This is a genomic window from Halomonas sp. 25-S5 (assembly GCF_029889845.1).
In the GTDB taxonomy this organism is placed as follows: Bacteria; Pseudomonadota; Gammaproteobacteria; order Pseudomonadales; family Halomonadaceae; genus Halomonas.
Genome location: NZ_JARANV010000002.1, coordinates 128302 through 148906, shown reverse-complemented (window position 1 = coordinate 148906; position 20605 = coordinate 128302). Strand labels below are relative to the sequence as shown.

General features: G+C 65.5%; 16 protein-coding genes. 3 read left to right on the top strand and 13 right to left on the bottom strand.

Features of this window, described 5'->3' with window-relative positions; all coding sequences use genetic code 11:
* Window positions 1–36: 36 nt before the first annotated feature.
* The 3 genes from OP498_RS02670 to OP498_RS02660 form a co-directional block, all read right to left on the bottom strand.
* Window positions 37–636 carry a glycine zipper 2TM domain-containing protein gene (locus tag OP498_RS02670; protein ID WP_280552374.1) on the bottom strand — a complete coding sequence of 200 codons (600 nt, stop codon included), beginning with the start codon at window positions 634–636 and terminating at the stop codon, window positions 37–39.
* A 215-nt stretch (window positions 637–851) separates the two neighbouring features.
* Window positions 852–1769, bottom strand: coding sequence for a methylenetetrahydrofolate reductase (locus tag OP498_RS02665; protein ID WP_280552372.1), 918 nt, complete (start codon window positions 1767–1769; stop codon window positions 852–854).
* Between the two features lie 6 nt (window positions 1770–1775).
* Entirely contained in the window at window positions 1776–2981 is a 1206-nt protein-coding gene (locus tag OP498_RS02660) for a glycine cleavage T C-terminal barrel domain-containing protein (RefSeq protein WP_280552370.1), read from the bottom strand.
* Window positions 2982–3216: 235 nt separating this feature from the next.
* On the opposite strand from OP498_RS02660, the gene OP498_RS02655 reads away from it, so the two are divergent.
* On the top strand, window positions 3217–5784 hold the full coding sequence (locus OP498_RS02655) for an FAD-dependent oxidoreductase (protein ID WP_280552368.1): 2568 nt from the start codon (window positions 3217–3219) through the stop codon (window positions 5782–5784).
* Window positions 5785–5788: 4 nt separating this feature from the next.
* Here OP498_RS02655 and OP498_RS02650 read toward each other — a convergent pair whose 3' ends face one another.
* A complete protein-coding gene (locus tag OP498_RS02650) occupies window positions 5789–6814 on the bottom strand; it encodes a GlxA family transcriptional regulator (protein WP_280546624.1) in 1026 nt (341 codons plus the stop codon).
* A gap of 211 nt (window positions 6815–7025) precedes the next feature.
* Here OP498_RS02650 and OP498_RS02645 point away from each other — a divergent pair, with 211 nt between their 5' ends.
* Entirely contained in the window at window positions 7026–8765 is a 1740-nt protein-coding gene (locus tag OP498_RS02645; RefSeq protein WP_280546623.1) for a formate--tetrahydrofolate ligase, read from the top strand.
* Window positions 8766–8842: 77 nt separating this feature from the next.
* On the opposite strand, the gene OP498_RS02640 is transcribed toward OP498_RS02645, so the two are convergent.
* From OP498_RS02640 to OP498_RS02610, 7 genes are all read right to left on the bottom strand, one after another.
* Window positions 8843–9988: an iron-containing alcohol dehydrogenase gene (locus OP498_RS02640; protein ID WP_280552365.1), complete on the bottom strand. Its 1146-nt coding sequence runs from the start codon at window positions 9986–9988 to the stop codon at window positions 8843–8845.
* Entirely contained in the window at window positions 9985–11367 is a 1383-nt protein-coding gene (locus OP498_RS02635; protein ID WP_280552362.1) for an aldehyde dehydrogenase family protein, read from the bottom strand. Before OP498_RS02635 ends, OP498_RS02640 begins: the two co-directional genes overlap by 4 nt.
* Window positions 11368–11478: 111 nt before the next feature.
* Window positions 11479–12849 carry a glutamine synthetase family protein gene (locus tag OP498_RS02630; RefSeq protein ID WP_280552360.1) on the bottom strand — a complete coding sequence of 457 codons (1371 nt, stop codon included), beginning with the start codon at window positions 12847–12849 and terminating at the stop codon, window positions 11479–11481.
* Window positions 12850–12950: 101 nt separating this feature from the next.
* The gene (locus tag OP498_RS02625) at window positions 12951–14003 is read right to left on the bottom strand and encodes a TRAP transporter substrate-binding protein (protein ID WP_280546616.1); all 1053 of its coding nucleotides are present in this window, start codon (window positions 14001–14003) and stop codon (window positions 12951–12953) included.
* Between the two features lie 83 nt (window positions 14004–14086).
* On the bottom strand, window positions 14087–15409 hold the full coding sequence (locus OP498_RS02620; RefSeq protein ID WP_280546615.1) for a TRAP transporter large permease subunit: 1323 nt from the start codon (window positions 15407–15409) through the stop codon (window positions 14087–14089).
* Window positions 15409–16005 carry a TRAP transporter small permease subunit gene (locus OP498_RS02615; protein WP_280546614.1) on the bottom strand — a complete coding sequence of 199 codons (597 nt, stop codon included), beginning with the start codon at window positions 16003–16005 and terminating at the stop codon, window positions 15409–15411. The genes OP498_RS02620 and OP498_RS02615 overlap by 1 nt, the downstream gene beginning before the upstream one ends.
* Window positions 15998–16795 (bottom strand): N-formylglutamate amidohydrolase, encoded by a 798-nt coding sequence (locus tag OP498_RS02610; protein ID WP_280552358.1) that lies wholly within the window; start codon window positions 16793–16795, stop codon window positions 15998–16000. The genes OP498_RS02615 and OP498_RS02610 overlap by 8 nt, the downstream gene beginning before the upstream one ends.
* Window positions 16796–16938: 143 nt before the next feature.
* Between OP498_RS02610 and OP498_RS02605 the strand changes: the two genes are divergently transcribed.
* Window positions 16939–17817 (top strand): MurR/RpiR family transcriptional regulator, encoded by an 879-nt coding sequence (locus OP498_RS02605; protein WP_280552355.1) that lies wholly within the window; start codon window positions 16939–16941, stop codon window positions 17815–17817.
* A 95-nt stretch (window positions 17818–17912) separates the two neighbouring features.
* On the opposite strand, the gene OP498_RS02600 is transcribed toward OP498_RS02605, so the two are convergent.
* Together OP498_RS02600 and OP498_RS02595 are read right to left on the bottom strand one after the other, a co-directional pair.
* A complete protein-coding gene (locus OP498_RS02600; protein ID WP_280552352.1) occupies window positions 17913–19205 on the bottom strand; it encodes an FAD-binding oxidoreductase in 1293 nt (430 codons plus the stop codon).
* 3 nt (window positions 19206–19208) lie between these two features.
* Window positions 19209–20576 carry a glutamine synthetase family protein gene (locus tag OP498_RS02595; protein ID WP_280546606.1) on the bottom strand — a complete coding sequence of 456 codons (1368 nt, stop codon included), beginning with the start codon at window positions 20574–20576 and terminating at the stop codon, window positions 19209–19211.
* Window positions 20577–20605: the final 29 nt, after the last annotated feature.

Sequence of the window (20605 nt, the reverse complement as noted above, 5' to 3'; positions counted from 1 at the left end):
CCGGGGCGCTGTCTTTCATGACGAGATGGCGCTCCTTCAGCCACCTTGCGAGGAGACGGCACTCCACTGCGGCTGCCCCTCCTCGATCAGCACCCGGTCGCCCTGGGGCGGGTTGTCCAGGCGGCTGGTCTGCACCGTCTCGCCGTGGCGCCAGGTGACCTGGTAGCCCTCGGTCTCCTGACGGGTGTCGACCACGGTACGGCACTCCTGGCGGGTGGTGGTACGCGGCTGGGACTGTGCCGCCTGGGCATGCTGGCGTGCCTCCACGCGCTCCTGGACCTCACGGCCGGCCAAGCCGCCGCCGATGGCCCCGGCCAGCGTGGCTATCTTCTTGCCGCTGCCGCCGCCGACCTGGTTGCCGAGCAGGCCGCCGACGATGGCCCCGGCGGCGGTGCCCACCACGCGATGGGGATCACGGCTGGCGCCCTGCCCCGTCGGGGCTTCCGGTGGCAGCTGCACGACCACCTGCTCGCACACCTCGCGGGGGGTCTCCACGGTGCGCGTCAGGGTCTCCACGCTGGTAATCTCGGCGTACTCGGGGCCGCGCTGCTGGTCCTGGATCTGCCAGGCTCCGAAGGCCAGCCCGCCCAGCCCCAGCACGGCCAGGGTAGACCCCACCACGATCGATTTGCTCATCTGTCACCTCCTGAAGGGCGCGGGACGCCACTGCTGAAATACCATCGGACTCCAGGCGTGAGTGACCATGACGGCTTGGGGCGATGAGAGGGGTCGCGCAATCCGGCACCACCCGACGAGGTCCAGTATAGGCCGACATGCCCTCTCGAGGTGGCGAGGGAGACGGCTTCCACATTCTCTCCCTGGCTGTCGCCCGATGGAGACAGCCACGGCGGTCAAGCCAGCGGCTCGCTGGCGGAGGTGACGAGCTGGGCATTCGGCGCATCGACCGCCGGCCGATCGGGCATCAGGTCCTGACGTGTCTCCAGCCAGCGGCGGGTGGCGGCGACCCGGTTGAAGGTGAAGACATGCAGGCCGACGAAGCCGGCACCGGGATCGCCCAGGACCGGCCCCACCCCCTCCAGCAGGGCATCGGGATAGTAGGGCGAGGGCCTCAGCAGCCGTGCCATCCAGCCCGACTGGCGGCGCAGGGCGCGCACCGAGGGGCCCAGCCCCAGGCGCAGGGCGATGGCGAGGAGTCGTCTGGGCTCCATCACCCCGGGAATGCCGGCATGGACCGGCAGCGGCAGGCCGAGCCGCCGCTGCCGCTCGCGCCAGGCCAGCAGCGGCCTCGCCTCGAAGCACAGCTGGGTCACGGCGTAGTCGGCCAGCGCCGCCTTGGCCTCCAGGTCACGCTGCAGGTCGGCCGCCTCGATGCGGTGGTGACCCTCGGGATAGGCGGGCACGCCGAGGCGCGCCGGGCGCAGCGTCAGGCCGGCCATGGCCTCGAGCAGCGCCAGTCCGTGGGGGTAGGCCCCCACCGCTCGCTCGGCGTCGCCGCCCACCACGAAGGCGTCATCGATGCCCAGCGCCGCCACGCGCCCCAACAGCCGCTCCAGGTGGGCGCGGTCGTGCACCATCCGGGCGGCGAGGTGCGGCACCACCCGAAAGCCCCGCCCGACCAGCCACTCGCTGGCCGCCAGGGTGCGCTCGAGTCCGTGGCGCGGCGAGCAGGTCACGGTGACCACGGCGCCGTACGGCAGGGCCCGGGCCGTGTCCTGCAGGCCGGTGATGGGCAACAGCTCGTAGCGGCTCGCCTGCCAGACGGGGCGGGCGAGGGCCGCCGTCAGGACGGCCCGATTGGCATCGTTCATGGCGGTTTATCCCTTGGGAATTGCCTTGCTGGGATCATGGAAGGGCTTCTCCACCACCACGGCGTCCTGGGGGCCGGTATTGGCCTCGATGCGCAGCGGCGTGCCCAGCTCGGTGTACTCGAACGGCACCATGGCGTAGCCGATGTTGCGTTCCTGGCGCGGCGAGCGGGTGGCCGAGGTCACCTTGCCGATCCGCTCGCCGTGCGCCGCGAACACCGGGAAGACATCGATCATCGCGCCGTCGGTGAAGTAGCCGACGCTCGGGCCGTCGATCTCCACCCCCACCAGCTTGCGCGACACCCCCTCGGCCTTGATGCGCTCCAGGGCGGCGCGGCCGATGAAGTCGTCGTCGCCACGCAGGTCGACCATCCAGTCGTAGCCCATGCCCACCTCGAAGGGGTTGGTGTCGTACCAGATGTCGCAGCCGAAGGCGAGGATGCCGCCCTCGATGCGGCGGATGTGGCAGGGGCCGATCACCTGCATGTCGTGGGGGCGGCCGGCCTCGAAGACCCGCTGCCAGAGCGCCTCGCCGAAGCGGCTGGCCTCGCGCAGGTAGATCTCGTAGCCGATCTCCCCGGAGTAGCCGGTGCGCGAGATCACCAACGACATGCCGTCGAGCTCGGCCTCCATCAGGTGGTAGTAGGGCATCGACAGCACCGCCTCACCGAACAGGTCCACCATCACCGCCTTGGCCTTCGGCCCCTGGACCTGCACCGGCGCCACGTCCACTTCCTGGAGGGTGACGTCGAGGCCGGAATTGACCGCCAGGCCGCGACACCATAGCAGGATGTCGCTGTCGGCCAGCGAGAGCCAGAAGCGGTTCTCCTCGACACGCAGCAGTACCGGGTCGTTGAGGATGCCGCCGTCGGGGGCGGTGACGAAGACGTACTTGCACTGCCCCACCTGGCAATGACGCATATCCCGGGGGACCAGCCGCTGGGTGAAGGCGAAGGCGTCGGGGCCTGCGATCTCGATCTGGCGCTCGACGCCGACGTCCCACAGGGTCACGCCCTGCACCAGGGCCCAGTACTCGTCTACCGGATCGGTGTAGAGGCGCGGATGGTAGTGGTGGTTATAGACGCTGTACTTGCGCACCCCGTGTCGCCGCGAGGCATAGAAGAACGGCGACTTGCGGATGCGCGGATAGAGCAGGATCTCCGGTGCCGATGGGGTGTTCTGAGTGCTCTGGATGCTCTCAATGGCCTGGGACATGACCGTCTCCTCCCCTGTCTCGCTGGCGGGGACCGGCGCCCGCCGGCCGCCCTTGCCTTCGACACTAGCCCCGGTGGCGACGGCCCATCTCGCCATGGACGCCCCGCTCTTTGGCGTGGGCGACAGGGCCGGCCGCGGCCTGTCGCCGCCAGGCAAGGGGGCGTCGCCGCGGGACAGCGTGCCGCCCGGGGCCTGCCTTATCCTGCGGGAAACCCTCGAAATGAGGAGGACGACCATGGCGACCCTACCCTCGCAGGCAGACGCGGTGATCATCGGCCTGGGCGGCATCGTCGGCGCCTCGGTGGCCCACCACCTGATCGAGCAGGGCTGGACGAACCTGGTGGGGCTCGAGACCTCCGCCCTCCCCTCGGACATCGGCTCCACCGCCCACGCCTCCGATTTCTGCTTCATGACCGCCCACGATCGGCTCTCCTGCTACACCACCACCTACAGCCAGCGCTTCTATGAGGCCCTGGGGCACTACCACAAGGTCGGCGGCCTGGAGATCGCCCGGGTCGGCGACGAGGCGCGCCTGGCCGAACTGCAGCGCAAGGTCGCCTCGGGCAAGGCCTTCGGCACCAACGTCCGCATGGTAAATGCCGACGAGGTGGTGGCACGCTTTCCCCTGCTCGACCGCGACCAGGTGCTGGGCGGCATGTGGGACCCCGACGCCGGCCTGGTGATCCCGCGCTCCCAGCGGGTGGCCGGCGAGCTGATCGAACGCGCCGTGGCGGGCGGCCAGCTGCGCGCCTTCGCCGAGACCCCGGCGCTGGATATCGACGTCCAGGACGGCCGGGTGTGCGGCGTCGAGACGCCCAGGGGCTATGTCGCCACCCCGCGGGTGATCATCACCTCGGGCATCTGGGGGCCGATCCCCGCCGCCATGGGTGGCGCGGCCCTGCCGCTGATGCCAGTGGAGCATCCGCTGCTGTTCTTCGGCCCCTTCGAGACCTTCGCCGGCACCGGCAAGGAGATCGGCTACCCGCTGCTGCGCGACCAGGGCAACTCCGCCTACCTGCGCGATACCGGCGACCCGACCAGCACCGAGGGCGGCCAGCTGGAGTGGGGCTACTATGAGTCCCGCGAGCCGCGGCTGGTGGATCCTCGCGCCATCCTCCCGCGCGACCGGGCACGCCTCTCGCCCTCCATGCGCGACCTCGAGCTGGACCAGGTGGCCGAGGCCTTCGCGCGGGCCATCGAACTCGCCCCCGTGCTCGGCGAACTGGGCTGGGACGAGAAGCACTCCTTCAACGGCCTGCTCTCGGTCACCTCGGACGGCGGCTCCCTGGTGGGCGAGTCGCCGGAGACCCGCGGCCTGTGGTTCTGCGAGGCCGTCTGGGTCAAGGACGGCCCCGGCATGGGCAAGCTGCTCGCCGACTGGCTGACCCATGGCCGCCCCGAGCTCGACCCCTGCGGCATCGACATCGCGCGCTTCTACCCGGTGCAGAAGACGCCCCACCACGTCCTGGGCCGCTGCCGGGAGATCGCCCGCAAGATCTACGACCCGCCGGTGCACCCCCGCGAGCCCTTCGAGAGCGGCCGCGACCTGCGCCGCGGCCCCTTCTGGCCCCGCGAGAAGGCGCTCGGCGGCCACTTCATGGAGGCCGCCGGCTGGGAGCGCGCCCACGGCTACGCTGCCAACGAGGCGCTGCTGGAGCGCTATGCCGAGCGGGTGCCCGAGCGTCCGGCCGAGTGGGACGCCCGCCACTTCTGGCGGGTATCCAATGCCGAGCACCTGGCGCTGTCCGACGACGTGGGCATGATCAACCTCTCCCACTTCGCCATCTACGATATCGCGGGCCGCGATGCCGAGGCGCTGCTGGAGTGGCTCTCGGTGGCCCGGGTGGGCGGCGACACCCCCGTCGGCAAGGGGGTCTATACCCACTTCCTCGATGCCGCCGGCGGCGTCCACTCGGACCTCACCATCGTGCGCCTGGCCAGGGACGCCTGGCGGGTGATCTGCGGCGGCGACACCGGCCACCGCGACCTGATGTGGATCACCCGCCGCGCCGAGGCGGCCGGCCTGACCCGCTGGCACCTGGAGGATCGCAGCGACGGCCTGGCCACCCTGGGCCTGTGGGGCCCCAACGCCCGGCGTACCCTGCAGGCCCTGGCGGACGATCCCGAGGGCCTGGAAGACGCCCGCTTCCCCTTCGCCACCGCCCGCGAGATCCGCATCCAGGGATTGCCGGCATGGGCCTTTCGCATCTCCTACGTGGGCGAGCAGGGCTGGGAGCTCTATGTGCCCTTCAGCTACGGTCTGGCGCTCTGGGATCGGCTGTTCGAAGCCGGGGTCACGCCGGTGGGCATCGAGGCCTACGCCAACAGCCGCCGCCTGGAGAAGAGCCTGCGCCTGCAGAACGTCGACCTGCTCACCGACTACAACCTCGTCGAAGCGGGCCTTGCACGGCCCAGGGTCAAGGCCGCGGATTTCCACGGCAAGGCCGCCTACCTGGAACAGCGCGAACGGCACGGCCAGCCGGCCACCCTGTGTACCCTGGTGATGGAGGATCACCATGATGCCGCCGGCACCCAGCGCTTCCCGGTCGGCCAGTCGCCGCTGCTCGACCCCGAGAGCGGCGAGGTGCCGGTGGACGCCCTGGGCCGACGCTCCTACGTGACCAGCATCGCCTACGGGCCATCCATCGGGCGCAACATCGCCCTGGGCTATCTGCCCGTCGACTATGCCGAGGAGGGGCGCACCCTGCTGCTGGAGTACTTCGCCGAGCACTATCCGATGCGGGTGGCAGCGGTGGGCTACCGGCCACTCTACGATCCGGACAACGCCCGGCCGCGCGGCTGAGGGCTCAGCCGTCCAGCGTCCGATCGCCGGGCGGCGATGCCAGATCGGCCTGGCGGTCGTGGCGGCGCTTGCGCTCCCCGCTCGGCGAGTGGCCGAAATGGTCGTGGTAGCACTTGGTGAAGTGCGGCGGCGAGACGAAGCCGCTGGCCAGGGCCACCTCGGTGATCGGCATATGGGTCTGCTGCAGCAATAGCCGCGCCCGGGCCAGGCGCAGCTCGAGGTAGTACTTGAGCGGCGAGCAGCCCACATAGCGCTGAAAGAGCCGCTCCAACTGGCGTCGCGACAGCCCGGCATAGCGGGCCAGCTCGTCCAGGGCCAGCGGCTCCTGGAGGTTGGCCTCCATCAGGGTGGCCACCTCCTCCAGCTTGGGATGGCTGTGGCCCAGGCGCACCCGCAGCGGGCTGCGCTGGCGGTCGCCCACGCCGCGGATGCGCTCGTGGATGAACTCCTCGGCGATCGCCTCGGCCACGGCCAGCCCCTGCTGGCGGCCGATCAGGTTGAGCATCATGTCCAGGGGGGCAATGCCGCCCGAACAGGTGTAGCGGTCGCGATCCATGACGAAGAGCTGGGAGGTGAAGGTCACCGCGGGGAAGCGCCGCGCCTCGTGCAGGCTGCCGATATGCTCCCAGTGCAGGGTGCAGCGATAGCCGTCGAGCAGCCCCGCACGGGCCAGCACATAACCGCCGGTGCACACCGCCCCCAAGGGGATGTGTCGCTCGGCCAGGCGCCGCAGCCAGGACAGGGTCGCGCGATCGTCGTGGCGCTGCACCTCGACCCCACCGCACACCAGCAGCAGGTCCAGGGCCGGCATGGGCTCCAGCGCCTGATCCACCGCCATGGCCAGGCCGTTGCTGGCCGTCACCGCAGTACCGTCAGCGCTCACCAGGTGCCAGGTATAGAGGGGTCGGTCGGCCAGGTGGTTGGCCATGCGCAACGGCTCCAGCGCCGCGGAGAAGGCGAGCTGGGAGAAGCCCGGCAGCAGCAGGAAACCGATGTCATGGTGGTCCTTGGCCGGTACGGGAGCTTCCATCACCCCTCCTTCCCCTCGCCGGCGCTCGGCCGGGCGACGTTGTCATCAGGAATAGTCCATCCCTTCGACCCTCGGCAAGGGCAGCGAGTTTACGCCGCGTGTCGCTGCGCCCAAGGCCGCGGACGTCGACAGGCAAGAGGGCAGCGTCAGGCGCACGATACTGAACGAGATGCGAGGCATGATCCGCCGACGCCCAGGAGGAGAGACGGTGATGGCACCCCAAGCGACCCAGCAGGCCCCATCCCGGCCCGCCGACAACCTGAGCATCGCCCGCGCGGTGCGCCTCTGGCCCATTGAGGAGATCGCCCATCGCCTGGGTCTACCCGGCGAGGCGGTGGAGCCCTACGGCCGCGGCATCGCCAAGCTCGACCTGGCGGCCGTGGCGACCCTGGCCGAGCGCCCGCGAGGACGCTATGTGGTGGTGACCTCGATGACCCCGACCCCGCCCGGCGAGGGCAAGACCACCACCGCCATCGGCCTGGTGCAGGGGCTGCAGCGGCTCGGCCACACCGCTACCGTGGCCCTGCGACAGCCCTCCATGGGCCCCACCCTGGGGCTCAAGGGCGGCGCCACCGGCGGCGGCTACAGCCAGGTGCTGCCCATGGAGCGCATTAACCTCCATCTCACCGGCGACATTCACGCGGTGGGCGCGGCCCACAACCTGCTCGCGGCCATGGTCGACAATCACCTGCACCATCGCCTGGAGCCCGAGCTGGATCCTCGCGAGGTGTGCTGGCAGCGGGTCATCGACCTCAACGACCGCGCCCTGCGGCATCTTGTACTGGGTCTCGGCGGGCGCGGCGACGGCGTGCCCCGCCAGGGCGGCTTCGAGATTACCGCCGCCTCCGAGGTGATGGCGGTGCTGGCGCTGGCCGACTCCCTGGCCGACCTGCGCCGCCGCCTGGGCCGGCTGATCGTGGGCCTGGACCGCGACGGCGAGCCGGTCACCGCCGAGCAGATCGGCGCCGCCGGCGCCATGACGGTGCTGCTCAAGGAGGCGCTCAAGCCCAACCTGCTGCAGACCCTGGAGCACGCCCCGGCGCTGATCCACGCCGGCCCCTTCGGCAACATCGCCCACGGCAACTCCTCGATCGTCGCCGACCGCATCGGCCTGCACGCCGGCGACTTCCTGGTCACCGAGGCGGGCTTCGGTGCCGACATGGGCGCCGAGCGCTTCTTCAACATCAAGTGCCGGGCCTCGGGCCTCGTCCCCGATGCCGCGGTGCTGGTGGTCACGGTGCGCGCGCTGAAGTACCACAGCGGCCGCCACCGGGTGGTGCCCGGACAGCCGCTGCCCGACTCGCTGCTGACGGAGTCCCCCGACGAGGTCCGGGAAGGCGGCGCCAACCTGCTCAAGCAGATCGACAACGTGCGCGCCCACGGCCTCTCGCCCGTGGTGGCGATCAATGCCTTCCCCGGCGACCACCCCAGCGAATACGCCGCCATCCGCGAGCTATGCGATTCGGTGGGGGTACGCGCCGAGGTCTCCCGCCATGTGCGCGACGGCGGCGAGGGCGCCCTGGCCCTCGCGGAGGCGCTGATCGAGGCGATTGACGAGGCCAACGAGGCCGGCAACGGCTTCCACTTCCTCTATTCCGCCGAGATGGCCCTGGCGGAGAAGATCGAGCGCATCGCCACGCGCCTCTACGGCGCCGAGGGGGTCGATTTCGCCCCCGGCACCCGGGAGCGGCTCGAGGCCTGGCAGCGCCAGGGGTACGGGTCCTTTCAGGTGTGCATCGCCAAGACACACATGTCGCTGTCCCACGATGCGAGCCGGCTCGGCGCCCCGACCGGCTGGCGGCTGCCGGTGCGCGAGGTGCGACTCTCCGCTGGTGCCGGCTTCGTCTACGCCCTGGCCGGCGACATCCGCACCCTGCCCGGGCTCAACGCCTCGCCGGCCGCCACGCGGCTCGATATCGACGACAACGGCGAGATCACGGGACTGTACTGACCTCTGCAGTCACAGGGGGTAAACGGGTGGCGCTGGCTCCCAAGGGGCTGAGAAGAGTGCATATTGTCGAGCGACAGTCACATACACTGGCGGAACAGCGCCTTGAGATCCTCGACAGTCAACGTCACCGGGTTCCCGCCACAGCTGGGATCCTGAATGGCCATTTCGGCCAGATCGTCGATGCGGTCAGGTGTGGCGCCGATCTCCGAAAGGGTGCGTGGGATGCCCATCTGATCGTTGAGCTCCTGCACGAAAGCCCTGAAACCATCGAAGCCATCTTCGATACCCAGGTAATCGGCCGCCATGTCGAATCGCGCGCGGATCTTGTCGGCGTTGAACTCGAGCACCGCCGGCATGCAGATCGCGTTGGTGGTGCCGTGGTGGGCGTTGAACACCGCGCCGATGGGATGGCTCATCGCATGGATGGCCCCCAACCCTTTCTGAAACGCGGTGGAGCCCATTATCGCCGCGCTCATCATGTGAGCACGTGCCTCCAGATCCGTGCCGTCGGCATAGGCGCGCGGCAGGTAATCCTTGACCAACCGCATGCCTTCCAGCGCGATGCCCTGGCTCATCGGGTGATAATGCGGACTCGAGAACGCCTCGACGCAGTGGGCAAAGGCATCCAGCCCGGTACCGGCGGTGATCGGCTTGGGCATGCCTACCGTCAGTTCGGGATCACAGAGCACCACAGTGGGTAACACCTTGGGGTGAAAGATGATCTTCTTCTCATGGGTTCGGGAGTTGGTAATGACGCTGGCCCGGCCCACTTCCGCACCGGTCCCGGCGGTAGTGGGCACCGCCACGATGGGCGCGATCGCATCGGCATCGGCCCGCCTCCACCAGTCGCCGATATCCTCGAAATCCCACACCGGGTGCGTCTGGCCGGACATGAAGGCTACCATCTTGCCCAGATCCAGCCCCGAGCCGCCGCCGAACGCAATCACCCCGTCATGGCCCCCCGCCCGGTAGGCCTCGACCCCTGCCTCCAGGTTCTGTTCATTCGGGTTGGGGTCGACCTCGGCAAACAGACGACGGCCAAGGCCTGATGCCTCGAGGATGTCCAGCGCGGCCCGGGTGATCGGCAGATCGGCCAGGCCTCGGTCCGTCACCAGCAGAGGACGGGTGATGCCCGCCTCGGCACAGGCCTCGGGCAACTCATCGAGACGGCCCGCGCCGAATCTGATGGCGGTGGGATAGGTCCAGTTTCCCGTCAGCATCATTTCGTCACCTTCTTCAGGTAGTAGGACTTTGGCCTTGTCAGGTTGTGGTAGCCGATCACCGACAAGCCGCCGCCGCGGCCCGTATCCTTGCAGCCGGTCCAACAGAGGCCCGGGTCAAGGTAATCCGCGCGGTTCATGAACACGGTACCGGTCTCGACGCGGTCACCCACACGCTGGGCGCGCTCGATATCGGCCGTCCACAGGCTGGCCGTCAGGCCGAACCGGCTGTCGTTCATCAGTTGGATCGCCTCATCATCTCCCGCCACCTTCATGATGCCGACCACCGGACCGAAGCTCTCATCGCGCATCACGCGCATGTCATGGGTCACCTGGGTCAGGATCTGCGGGGTCAGATAGGCGCCACCGTCATCTTCGAGCTTCTGCGTGATATGGGCCCTCGCACCGGCGGCCAAGGCCTCATCAATCTGGTCACGAACCTCCTTGGCAAAGCGGATATTTGCCATCGGGCCTATATCCGTATCGGCGGCCAGAGGATTGCCCAGCTTGTAGCCCTCGACGATCGCCACTGCCTTTTCGACGAAGGCCTCATAAAGGCTCTCATGCACGTAGATGCGCTCGATCCCGCAGCAGCATTGCCCCGAGTTGAACATCGCTGCGTCGATCAGGGTCGCGACCGCTGCATCGAGGTCGGCGTCGTCCATGACATAGCCCGGATCCTTGCCGCCCAGCTCCAGGCCAAGCCCGGTAAAGGTGCCAGCTGCCGCCTGTTCCATGGTGCGCCCGCCGCCCACGGAACCCGTAAAGTTCACGAAATCGAATGCCCGATCGGCGATCAAGGCCGAGGTGGTATCGTGATCCAGAAAAACATTCTGTAACACATCCTCGGGCACGCCGACCGAATGGAAGGCACGCGCCATTCGCTCGCCGACCAGCAGGGACTGGGTGGCATGTTTCAGCAGTACCGTGTTTCCCGCAATCAGCGCCGGCGCCACCGTATTGATCGCCGTCATGTAGGGATAGTTCCAGGGTGCCACCACCAGCACCACGCCGTGTGGGATGCGCTTGATATAGCGCTTGACCGTGGCATCCTCACCCACCGCGATATCGGCCAGCGCCTCCTCGGCAATGGTCGCCATGTGGCCACCACGCTCCTCGAAGCCGCCGAACTCGCCACCATAACGAACCGGGCGGCCCATCATGTGCGCCAGCTCCGGCACCACCTCGTCATTCATGCCACCCACGGCGGCGATGCCGGCCCGAACCAGTTCGATACGCTCCCGGATAGGCCGTGCGGCCCAGCTCGCCTGAGCCGACCGCGCCCGTGCGGCCGCCTGTTGCGCGGCCTCGGGCGACAGGGCGTCACGCTCGGCGAAGACCGACCCGTCGATCGGTGAGATACATGTCAGAATGTGACCCATCGTCTTCTCCAGTTTGTGGAAGGTGCGCTCCGGCAGCTCTCGTCCGCCAGGCCCCCGATGTCACCGGGCTCTCGTAACGGGCTCGTCATGAGCTCTCGTCATGGGCTCTCGTCATGAACGCTCGAAGCCGCGTGCCACCTCGTAATCGGTCACCACCCGTGCGAAGTCTTCCAGCTCCACTTCGGCGGCACGGGTATAGTGATCGACCACGTCATCCCCCATGGCCTCGCGCAGCATGGCGGAATCCTTCAGGGCCTGCATGGCATCGCGCAGGTTTTTCGGGATCAGGCCAGTCTCTCCTTCATAGGTGTCACCCTCGGCGGGTGGGGGCAATTCCAGCCGTTCCTCGATTCCCTTGATGCCGGCAGCCAGCTGTCCGGCCATGGCCAGATAGGGGTTCAAGTCTGACCCACCGATGCGACACTCGATACGCACCGCCTGGGTGTTATCGGCGCACAGACGAAACCCCGCGGTGCGATTGTCAACCGACCAAACCGTACGTGTGGGAGCGAAGGAGCCCTTCTGGAAACGCTTATAGCTGTTGATATAAGGGGCCAGGAAGTAGGTATAGTCAGCCGCGTATTTGAGCAAGCCGGCCAGGTAATGCTTCATCAGCGGGGACATGCCATGCACATCGCTTTCGTCAAAGAAGGTGGGGTAGCCCCCCTGCCACAGCGACTGGTGGATATGGGTGGAACTACCCGAATGGTCGTGATGCCATTTAGGCAGAAAGGTTACCGCGCGCCCCTGCTGCCAAGCAATCTCCTTGGTCGCATGCTTGGCGATGGTATGATAATCCGCCGTATCGAGTGCCTTCGCATAGCGGATATTGAGCTCCCCTTGACCCGAGCCGGCTTCACCCTTGGTACCTTCTACAGGGATGCCAGCCGCGTATAGATGGTTGCGAAGTGGGCGCAATACGTGCTCCTCCTTGGTGGTCTGGAAGATGTGATAGTCTTCGTTATATCCACTGATCGGCTCGATATCGCGGAACCCATTCTTGCGAATTTCGTCGAGACTCTTCTCGAACAGGAAGAACTCCAGTTCGGTTGCCATTACCGCGTCGAACCCCATCTCGTCCAGCCGTGCGAGCTGGCGCTTGAGAATGGCGCGCGGCGAATGGGGCACCGGGGCATGGGTGTGATGATCCAGCACATCGCACAGCACCATGACCGTGCCATCAAGCCATGGCACGGGTCGTAGCGTGGCGAGGTCCGACTTCATGACATAATCACCATAGCCGGCCCTCCAGGAGGTGCTGGCATAGCCATCAGGCGTTTCCATCTCGAGATCGGTGGCCAGCAGATAGTTGCAGCAATGCGTCTCGTCCCAACCATCATTCACGAAGTGACGCGCATGGAGTCGCTTGCCCATCAGGCGCCCCTGCATGTCGACGATGCACACGAGCACCGTATCCACTTCACCACTCCCCACCTTGGCCTTCAGGTCCTCCAGGGCATCCAAAGCCAGCGCGTTGGTCATTACCGACGCTCCTCATCGCATCAAGATATCAAGGCCCAGCGCTCAGTCAGGAACCTTTCCCAAGCGGAATGCCCCGGCATGCGCCGGGGCATGTGATCTGGTCACGCATCGCTGTAGCGATAGGGCCGGCCAGCCTTGCGCATATCGGCATTGTATTGTTTGAAGATCTCGACCACCTTGGCCTTGGTCTCGGATTGCGCCGCAATTTCGTTCCAGAATTCATGAGCGGCATTTTCCACCTGATCCCACTCGGCATCGGGAATCGTGGTAAGTTCCAGCTTGTCACCATGGACGCGCAGACTGGCCTCGCCGCCCCAATACCAATGCTGGCGATAATAGTGGGACTGTTCACAGCACACCTCGAACAGCAGCCTGAGATCTTCAGGCAACTCTTCCCAGCGCTCCATGTTGACGAAGAAGTGCCCGATCCAGGCACCCGAGATGTTGTTGGTCAGGAAGTAGTTGGTGACATCGGCCCAACCCACCGTGTAATCCTCGGTGATACCGGACCAGGCTATGCCGTCCAGCTCGCCGGTCTGTACGGCAACCTCGATATCCTCCCAAGGCAGGGTTACCGGTACCACGCCGAACTGCGACAGGAAGCGCCCCGCGGTGGGGAAGGTAAAGATGCGCTTTCCCTCCAGATCCTTGAGGCTGCGAATCGGCTCCTTGGTGACGAAATGGCACGGATCCCAGGCGCCGGCACTGACATGCTTGACACCGACCTTGGCATACTCCTCCTCCCAGATTTCCTTGAGCCCATACTGGTTGAACAGCACCGGCACATCGAGGCTGTAACGTGAGCCAAAGGGAAAATACCCACCAAAGACGGCGACCTCGGTGGGAGATGCCATCGAATCGTCGTCCGATTGCACAGCATCGATGGTGCCGCGCTGCATCGCCCGGAAGAGTTCGCCCGTCGGCACCAGCTGATCGGCATAGTACAGCTCGATCTGCATACGATCCCCGGCGATCCTGTTGAACAGGTCGATGGCAGGCTTGGCGACATGTTCGGCCAAGGCGGCACCGGCATAGGTCTGCATGCGCCACGTGATGGCGGGCTCGGACGACGACTGGGCCATGACCCTTGAAGCCAGCGGCGCGATGGCAGCACCGGTCGCGGCCGTGATCAGAAACTTGCGTCTTGTTGTCATTTTCTCGCTCTCCTGGTGTTAACTACCGGATGTGACATGGATTCGGCCCTTGGTGAGGCTCTTGTTGTTCATTCCCGCTGTGGTCAACTCCCATAAATGTAGCCCGGAAGCCAGAGTGCGATTTGCGGAAAGACCATCACCAGGCTCAGGGCAGCCGTCATCACCAATACGAAGGGGAGGATCGACCAGTAAATATCGCGAAGCCCAATTTCGGGCGGCGCCATGGCACGCATCAAAAACAGGTTATAACCAAACGGTGGCGTCATGTAGGCGATCTGTGTCGTGATCGTGTAGAGCACCCCGTACCAGATCAGATCAAAACCAAGCGCATCGACCAGCGGCACATAAAGCGGCGCCACGATCACCAGCATGGCAGTATCGTCCAAGAAGGTGCCCATCACGATGAAACTGAGCTGCATCAGGATCAGGATCATCCAGGGCGACAGCCCCAGGCGAGCGGTGAACAGGTCCTCGATGGCCTTGACCGCGCCCAGCCCGTCGAAGATGGCACCAAAGGCGAGCGCGGCTAGGATGATCCACATGAACATGCAGGAGATGGCCAGCGTCTGTCGTACCGACACCTCGAACACCTTGCGCGTCATTCGCCCCTTGAGCGTTGCGGCCAGTAACGCGGCCATCGCCCCGACAGCCGAACTCTCGACCAGTGATGTCCAGCCCTTGACGAAGGGGACCATCATCACCGCAAAGATCGCCAGCGGCAGCAAACCGGCTCTCAGCAGACGTAGCTTCTCGGAAAGGGACACATCGCGCTCTTCGGCGGGCAGGACGGGGCCCAGAGATGGCTGCAGGCGGCAACGGACATAGATATAGATGATGAACAGCGTCGCCATCATCAGCCCCGGCAACACCCCGGCAAGCCACAGCTGCCCCACGGGTTGGCGCGCGATCATCGCATACAGCACCAGCACCACCGAAGGCGGCACGAGAATCCCGAGACTGGAGCCCGCCTGGATGACGCCAGTGACCATGATCTTGTCATAGCCCCGCCGCAGCAATTCGGGCAAGGCGATGGTGGCGCCAATCGCCATCCCGGCCACCGACAACCCGTTCATGGCCGAGATGAGCACCATCAACCCGATCGTGCCGATGGCAAGGCCACCCCTGACCGGCCCCATCCAGACATGGAACATCCGATAAAGGTCATCTGCAATACGGCTTTCAGACAGCACATAGCCCATGAAGATGAACATCGGAAGGGTCAGTAGTGGATACCATTTCATCAACTTCATCGCGGATGAGAATGGAATATCGACCCCACCGGTCCCCCACAACAGGACACCCGCTAACGCCCCGACAAATCCGATAGCGCCAAACACACGCTGACCAGTGAGCAGCATCAGCATCATCGCGCTGAACATCACGATTGCGATCATCTCATACGGCATCAGTCGATCACCCCGCGGAGACGGCCGATATCCCTGAAAAACTCGGCAAGAGATTGAAGGATCATCAGAAACACTCCGAGACAAAGTACCGTCTTGATGGGCCACAACCAGGGCCGCCAAGCCGTAGGACTTCGCTCCATGAAGCCAAGCTCCTCTCCAGCCGCTGACGGACCCTCGGTGAAGAAGGTACCGATGAGATCGAGGAAGAAAGTGAATGGCTCACTACCAAAGTACCCAAGCGAATATGCCGTCGACACCAGGCCGCCATAGAGAAGGACGCCGAGATAGAAGATCAGGAAGAAGACCGTGATGGCATCGACCCATGCCTTGGTTTTCGGGCTCCATTCACCATAGAAGAGGTCCATGCGAACATTCGACCCCAGCTGGATCGAGTAGGGTCCACCCAACACGAAATACGCCACCATGACGAATTGCGCGGTTTCCAGCGTCCACATCGATGGTGTCATGAACACCTTGGAGGCCGATGACCACAGCAGCACCCCCATCAGGACAAATATCAGGTACATCGCCATTCGACCGATAACGCGGTTCATCGCATCGATGGCACTGATATAGATCAGGATGGCCCTAGGCATCTGGCTTGCCCTCCCGGGGCGATGGCTCGAATCCCAGGGTGACCAGCGCGGGCAGGATCAGCTGCGACAACTCCCTGGCCAAGGTGTCTTCCCCTTCCCGCGTGGCCAGCAGGTCATTGCGAATCTCGATCATCACATTCGCCAGCCCGTTGTCGATACCATGGAGCTTCAGGGAGTGGGTCACGCCATCCTCGGGCCCATAAGGGACGTTGCGCTGAATCCTTCGATGCGGCAGGAGTTGGGAATGCGCCAGCATCGCATCGGCCATCCGCTGGTCGGCATCATGGAGAATGCCGATCTCGACCGCACGGACCCGACCATGAAAGTTCGGTGTGAAGCTGTGAATGGTGATCAGCACCGTCGGGATATCGTGCGCTTCTCGTTCTACCAGCACGCTCGTCACGGCGTCGCAAAACGGACGATAGAACGCCTCGACCCGGGCAGAACGCTGCGCTGCGGTCAGCTTGTGATTGCCCGGCACGTCGATGATTTCCACGCGCTGAGGCATCGCGCTGGCTGCCTCGGGGGGGCGATTGCAGTCGTAAACAAGCCTCGAGATCCGGCTCGCCACCAGCGGTGCATGCAGCATCTCCGACAACTTCACGGCCACGGCGCGGGCGCCGGGATCCCATGCCGCATGACTGCACCGATGCGCGGGATTCAGACCAAGGTCATGATATGGCTCGGGTATATGATGTGAAGCATGCTCACAGAGGATAACGACAGGGCCGTTGGCCTGACGATTGTGGATCTCGACGCTCGGGGACGACTGCTCGATTTTGCTGGCCATCAGGACTCCTCCACGGTCCTGTAAAGATATAGACGTCGAAAAGCCACTGTGTCAATATTTCTTCAAATACCGTTTCCACGTCGATCCGCAGCCGCAATCGAAGGCCCGGGCATAGCCGGAGGACTCGTTATGAAGGGGGCGTTATGACGACCACCGACTCTACCTCCACCGTGCGCGAACTGATCCGGCAGCATTACCCGGCGCTGACGCAGTCGGAACGAAAGTTTGCCAACGCGCTGCTCGACAACTACCCAGCGGCAGGCCTCGCCTCGATCACTATCGTGGCGAGCAAGGTGGGCGTGTCATCTCCCACGGTGGCGCGGATGGTCAAGAAGCTGGGGTTCAAGGGCTATCCGGAGTTCCACAAGGCCCTCTTGCGCGAGCTGGAGGCAACGGGGGTCGGGCCCACCCAGAGGCGCGCCAACTGGTCATCCGAAGCCCCCGAAACGCATCTGCTGAACCGGTTCGCTCAGGCGGTCACGAGCAACCTGCAGCAGACCTTTGCGCATATCGAGACGGAACGCTTCGATCAGGCAACCAGCCAACTGGCCGATACCGACCGACGGCTTTACATTGTCGGCGGGCGCATCACCCAGGCGCTCGCCGATTATGCCTTCACGCATTTCCAGGCGGTGCGCCCCCGCGTGACCCACATGACCTCGTCTTCGGGCACGTGGCCACATTACGTACTGGACATGGAGCCGGGTGAAACCCTGCTGATCTTCGATATCCGGCGTTATGAGACCAACCTGCTGCGCCTCACGGAAATGGTGCGCAAGCGCGGCGTGCGAGTGGTGCTATTCACCGATCAGTGGGGATCCCCCATCTCGTCACTGGCCGACTTCACCTTCAACTGCTGGGGTGAGATTCCCTCAGGATGGGATTCCAGCGTGGCGACCATGATGCTGCTGGAAACCATGATCGCCGCCGTCCAGGAGCAGCGCTGGCCCGAAGCCCGTGATCGCTATGAACGACTGGATGAATTGTTCGACATGACCCATTTCTTCCGCAAGTTCACCTGATCGCCAGCTCCTCGCCTGGTATTCGATCGTTATACGGATCGATCGTTGTCCCGGGTTCAAGGAGGCCAACGCCGAGGCAAGGCACGGGGGGGTGCTCAGACCCCGAGCTTGTCGCGGGTCTGGTAGTACCATGCGCCGATGGCCGACAGCGGTACCCGCAGCAGGCGGCCGCCGGGAAACGGCAGCTGGGGCAGGCCGGCGAAGGCATCGAAGCGTTCCTCGCGCCCCGTCATCACCTCGGCGATCAGCCGCCCGGCCAGGTGGGTACAGGTGACGCCGTGCCCCGAGTAGCCCTGGGCATAGTAGACGTTGTCGTTGACCACCCCGAACTGCGGCAGGCGGTTGAGCGTCATCAGGAAGGTGCCGCTCCAGGCGAAGTCCACCTTGACGTCGTCGAGCGACGGGAAGGTCGTGAGCAACTTGGGCCGGATGACACCCTCGATGTCGGCCGGGTCGCTGCCGCCGTAATTGACGCCACCGCCATAGAGCAGTCGGTTGTCGGCGGTGAGGCGGTAATAGTCGAGCAGATAGTTGCAGTCCTCCACCGCCAGGCCATTGGGGATGAGGGCGCGGGCCCGCTCCTCGCCCAGCGGCTCGGTGGTGATGATCTGGGTGCCGCAGGGCATCGACCGGCCCTCGATCTCCGGCAGCACGCCCTTGAGGTAGGCATTGCCGGCCATCACCACCCGCTCGGCCCTCACGCGGCCGCGGGCGGTGCGCACCAGCACCGGCTCGCCGTGCTCCACGCCAGTGACCGGCGACGCTTCGAAGATGCGCCCGCCCAGCGACTCGACGGCCGCCGCCTGGCCCAGCACCAGGTTGAGCGGGTGCAGGTGGCCGCCGCCGTGGTCCACCAGGGCGCCGGTGTAGCGCTGGGAGTTGACCTCGCGCGTCACTGCCTCGCCTTCCAGCAGTTCGAGCTCCCGATAGCCATAGCGCTCCCACAGCGCCTTGTGCTCGCGCAGCCCCTGCATCTGCCTGACGTTGCAGGCGGCGAAGAGATTGCCGTCCTTGAGGTCACAGTCGATGGCGTAGCGCTCGACCCGCTCGCGGATGATGCGGTTGCCCTCGAAGGCCATGTCGCCCAGGGCTCGGGCAGTATCGGCGCCGTACTTCTCCTCGATGACGTCCAGGTCGCGGCTGTAGCTGTTGACGATCTGGCCACCATTGCGACCCGAGGCGCCATAGCCGACCCTCACCGCTTCCAGCACCACCACCGAGAGGCCACACTCGGCCAGGTGCAAGGCGGCGGAAATACCGGTGAAGCCGGCGCCCACCACGCAGACGTCGCAGGCTACCTCGCCCTCCAGGGCAGCTCGCTCGGGTGCGGCGTTGGCGGTGGCAGCGTACCAGGACGCGGCGTGATCACTGATTAATGACATGGACATGGGTCATACCCTCAACAACAGATGCTCGCGTTCCCAGGAGCTGATGACTTGGAAGTAGGCGCGATGCTCGGCACGCTTGACCGCCAGGTAGCTATGGATGAAGCGCTCGCCGAGGATGTCGGCCAGGGGCTGGCTGTCGTGCAGCAGGTCCAGCGCCGGGCCGATGTCGTCGGGCAGCTTGTTGCCGCCGGACCAGGCGGAGCCCACCATCGGCGGGCGCGCCTCGAGGTGTCCCATCAGGCCCAGATAGCCGCAGGCCAGCGACGCCGCCATCACCAGGTAGGGGTTGGCATCCGCGCCCGCCAGACGGTTCTCGACCCGCGTCGCCTCGGGGGTGGAGACCGGCACCCGCAGCCCCACCGTGCGGTTGTCCATGCCCCACTCCACATTGATCGGTGCCGAGCCGCTGGTCTCGGTGCGCATCAGCCGGCGGTAGGAGTTGACGTTGGGCGCCAGCAGCGGCATCACCGCGGGCAGGTAGCGCTGCAGGCCGCCGATGAAGTGGTGGAATAGCTTACTGGGCTGGCCGTCCGCGTCGGCGAAGACATTGTGCCCATCCTTGGCGTCGAGGAGGCTCTGGTGGATATGCATGGAGCTGCCCGGCTCATTGGCCATGGGCTTGGCCATGAAGGTGGCATACATGCCGTGGCGCAGCGCGGTCTCACGCAGGGTGCGCTTGAACATCACGACCTGATCGGCCAGATAGAGAGGGTCGCCGTGCTGGAAGTTGACCTCCATCTGACCGGCCCCCTCCTCGTGGATCAGGGTGTCGAGGTCCAGGTTCATGGCCTCGCAGTAGTCGTACATCTCCTCGAACAGCGGATCGAACTCGTTGACCGCGTCGATGGAGAACGACTGGCGGCTGCTCTCCTGGCGACCGGTACGACCGATCGGCGGCTCCAGGGGGTAGTCGGAGTCGGTATTGGTCTTGACCAGGTAGAACTCCACCTCCGGGGCGATCACCGGCGTCCAGCCGCGAGCGGCATAGAGCTCCAGCACCCGCTTGAGCACATAACGTGGCGCCAGCTCCACCGGCTCGCCGGTCAGGTAGAAGCAGTCATGGATGATCTGTGCCGTGGGATCCTCGGCCCAGGGCACCAGATAGATGGCATTCGCATCGGGCACCAGTTCCATGTCCCGTTCGGCGGGATTCCAGAAGCGGATGTCCTCGTCGTCCGGATAGCCGCCAGTGACGGTCTGGATGAAGATCGAGTCGGGAAGCCGCGGGCGGCCACCGTTGAGGTACTTGCCGGCGGGCATGATCTTGCCCTTGAGGATGCCGGTCAGGTCGCTGACCAGGCACTCGACCTCGGTGATGCCGTAACTCTGGAACCAGTCGTTGAGGAGCGGCTGCTCCTGTCGGTTACTCATGGGAAATTTCCTTGCTCGGAATGGCGAGC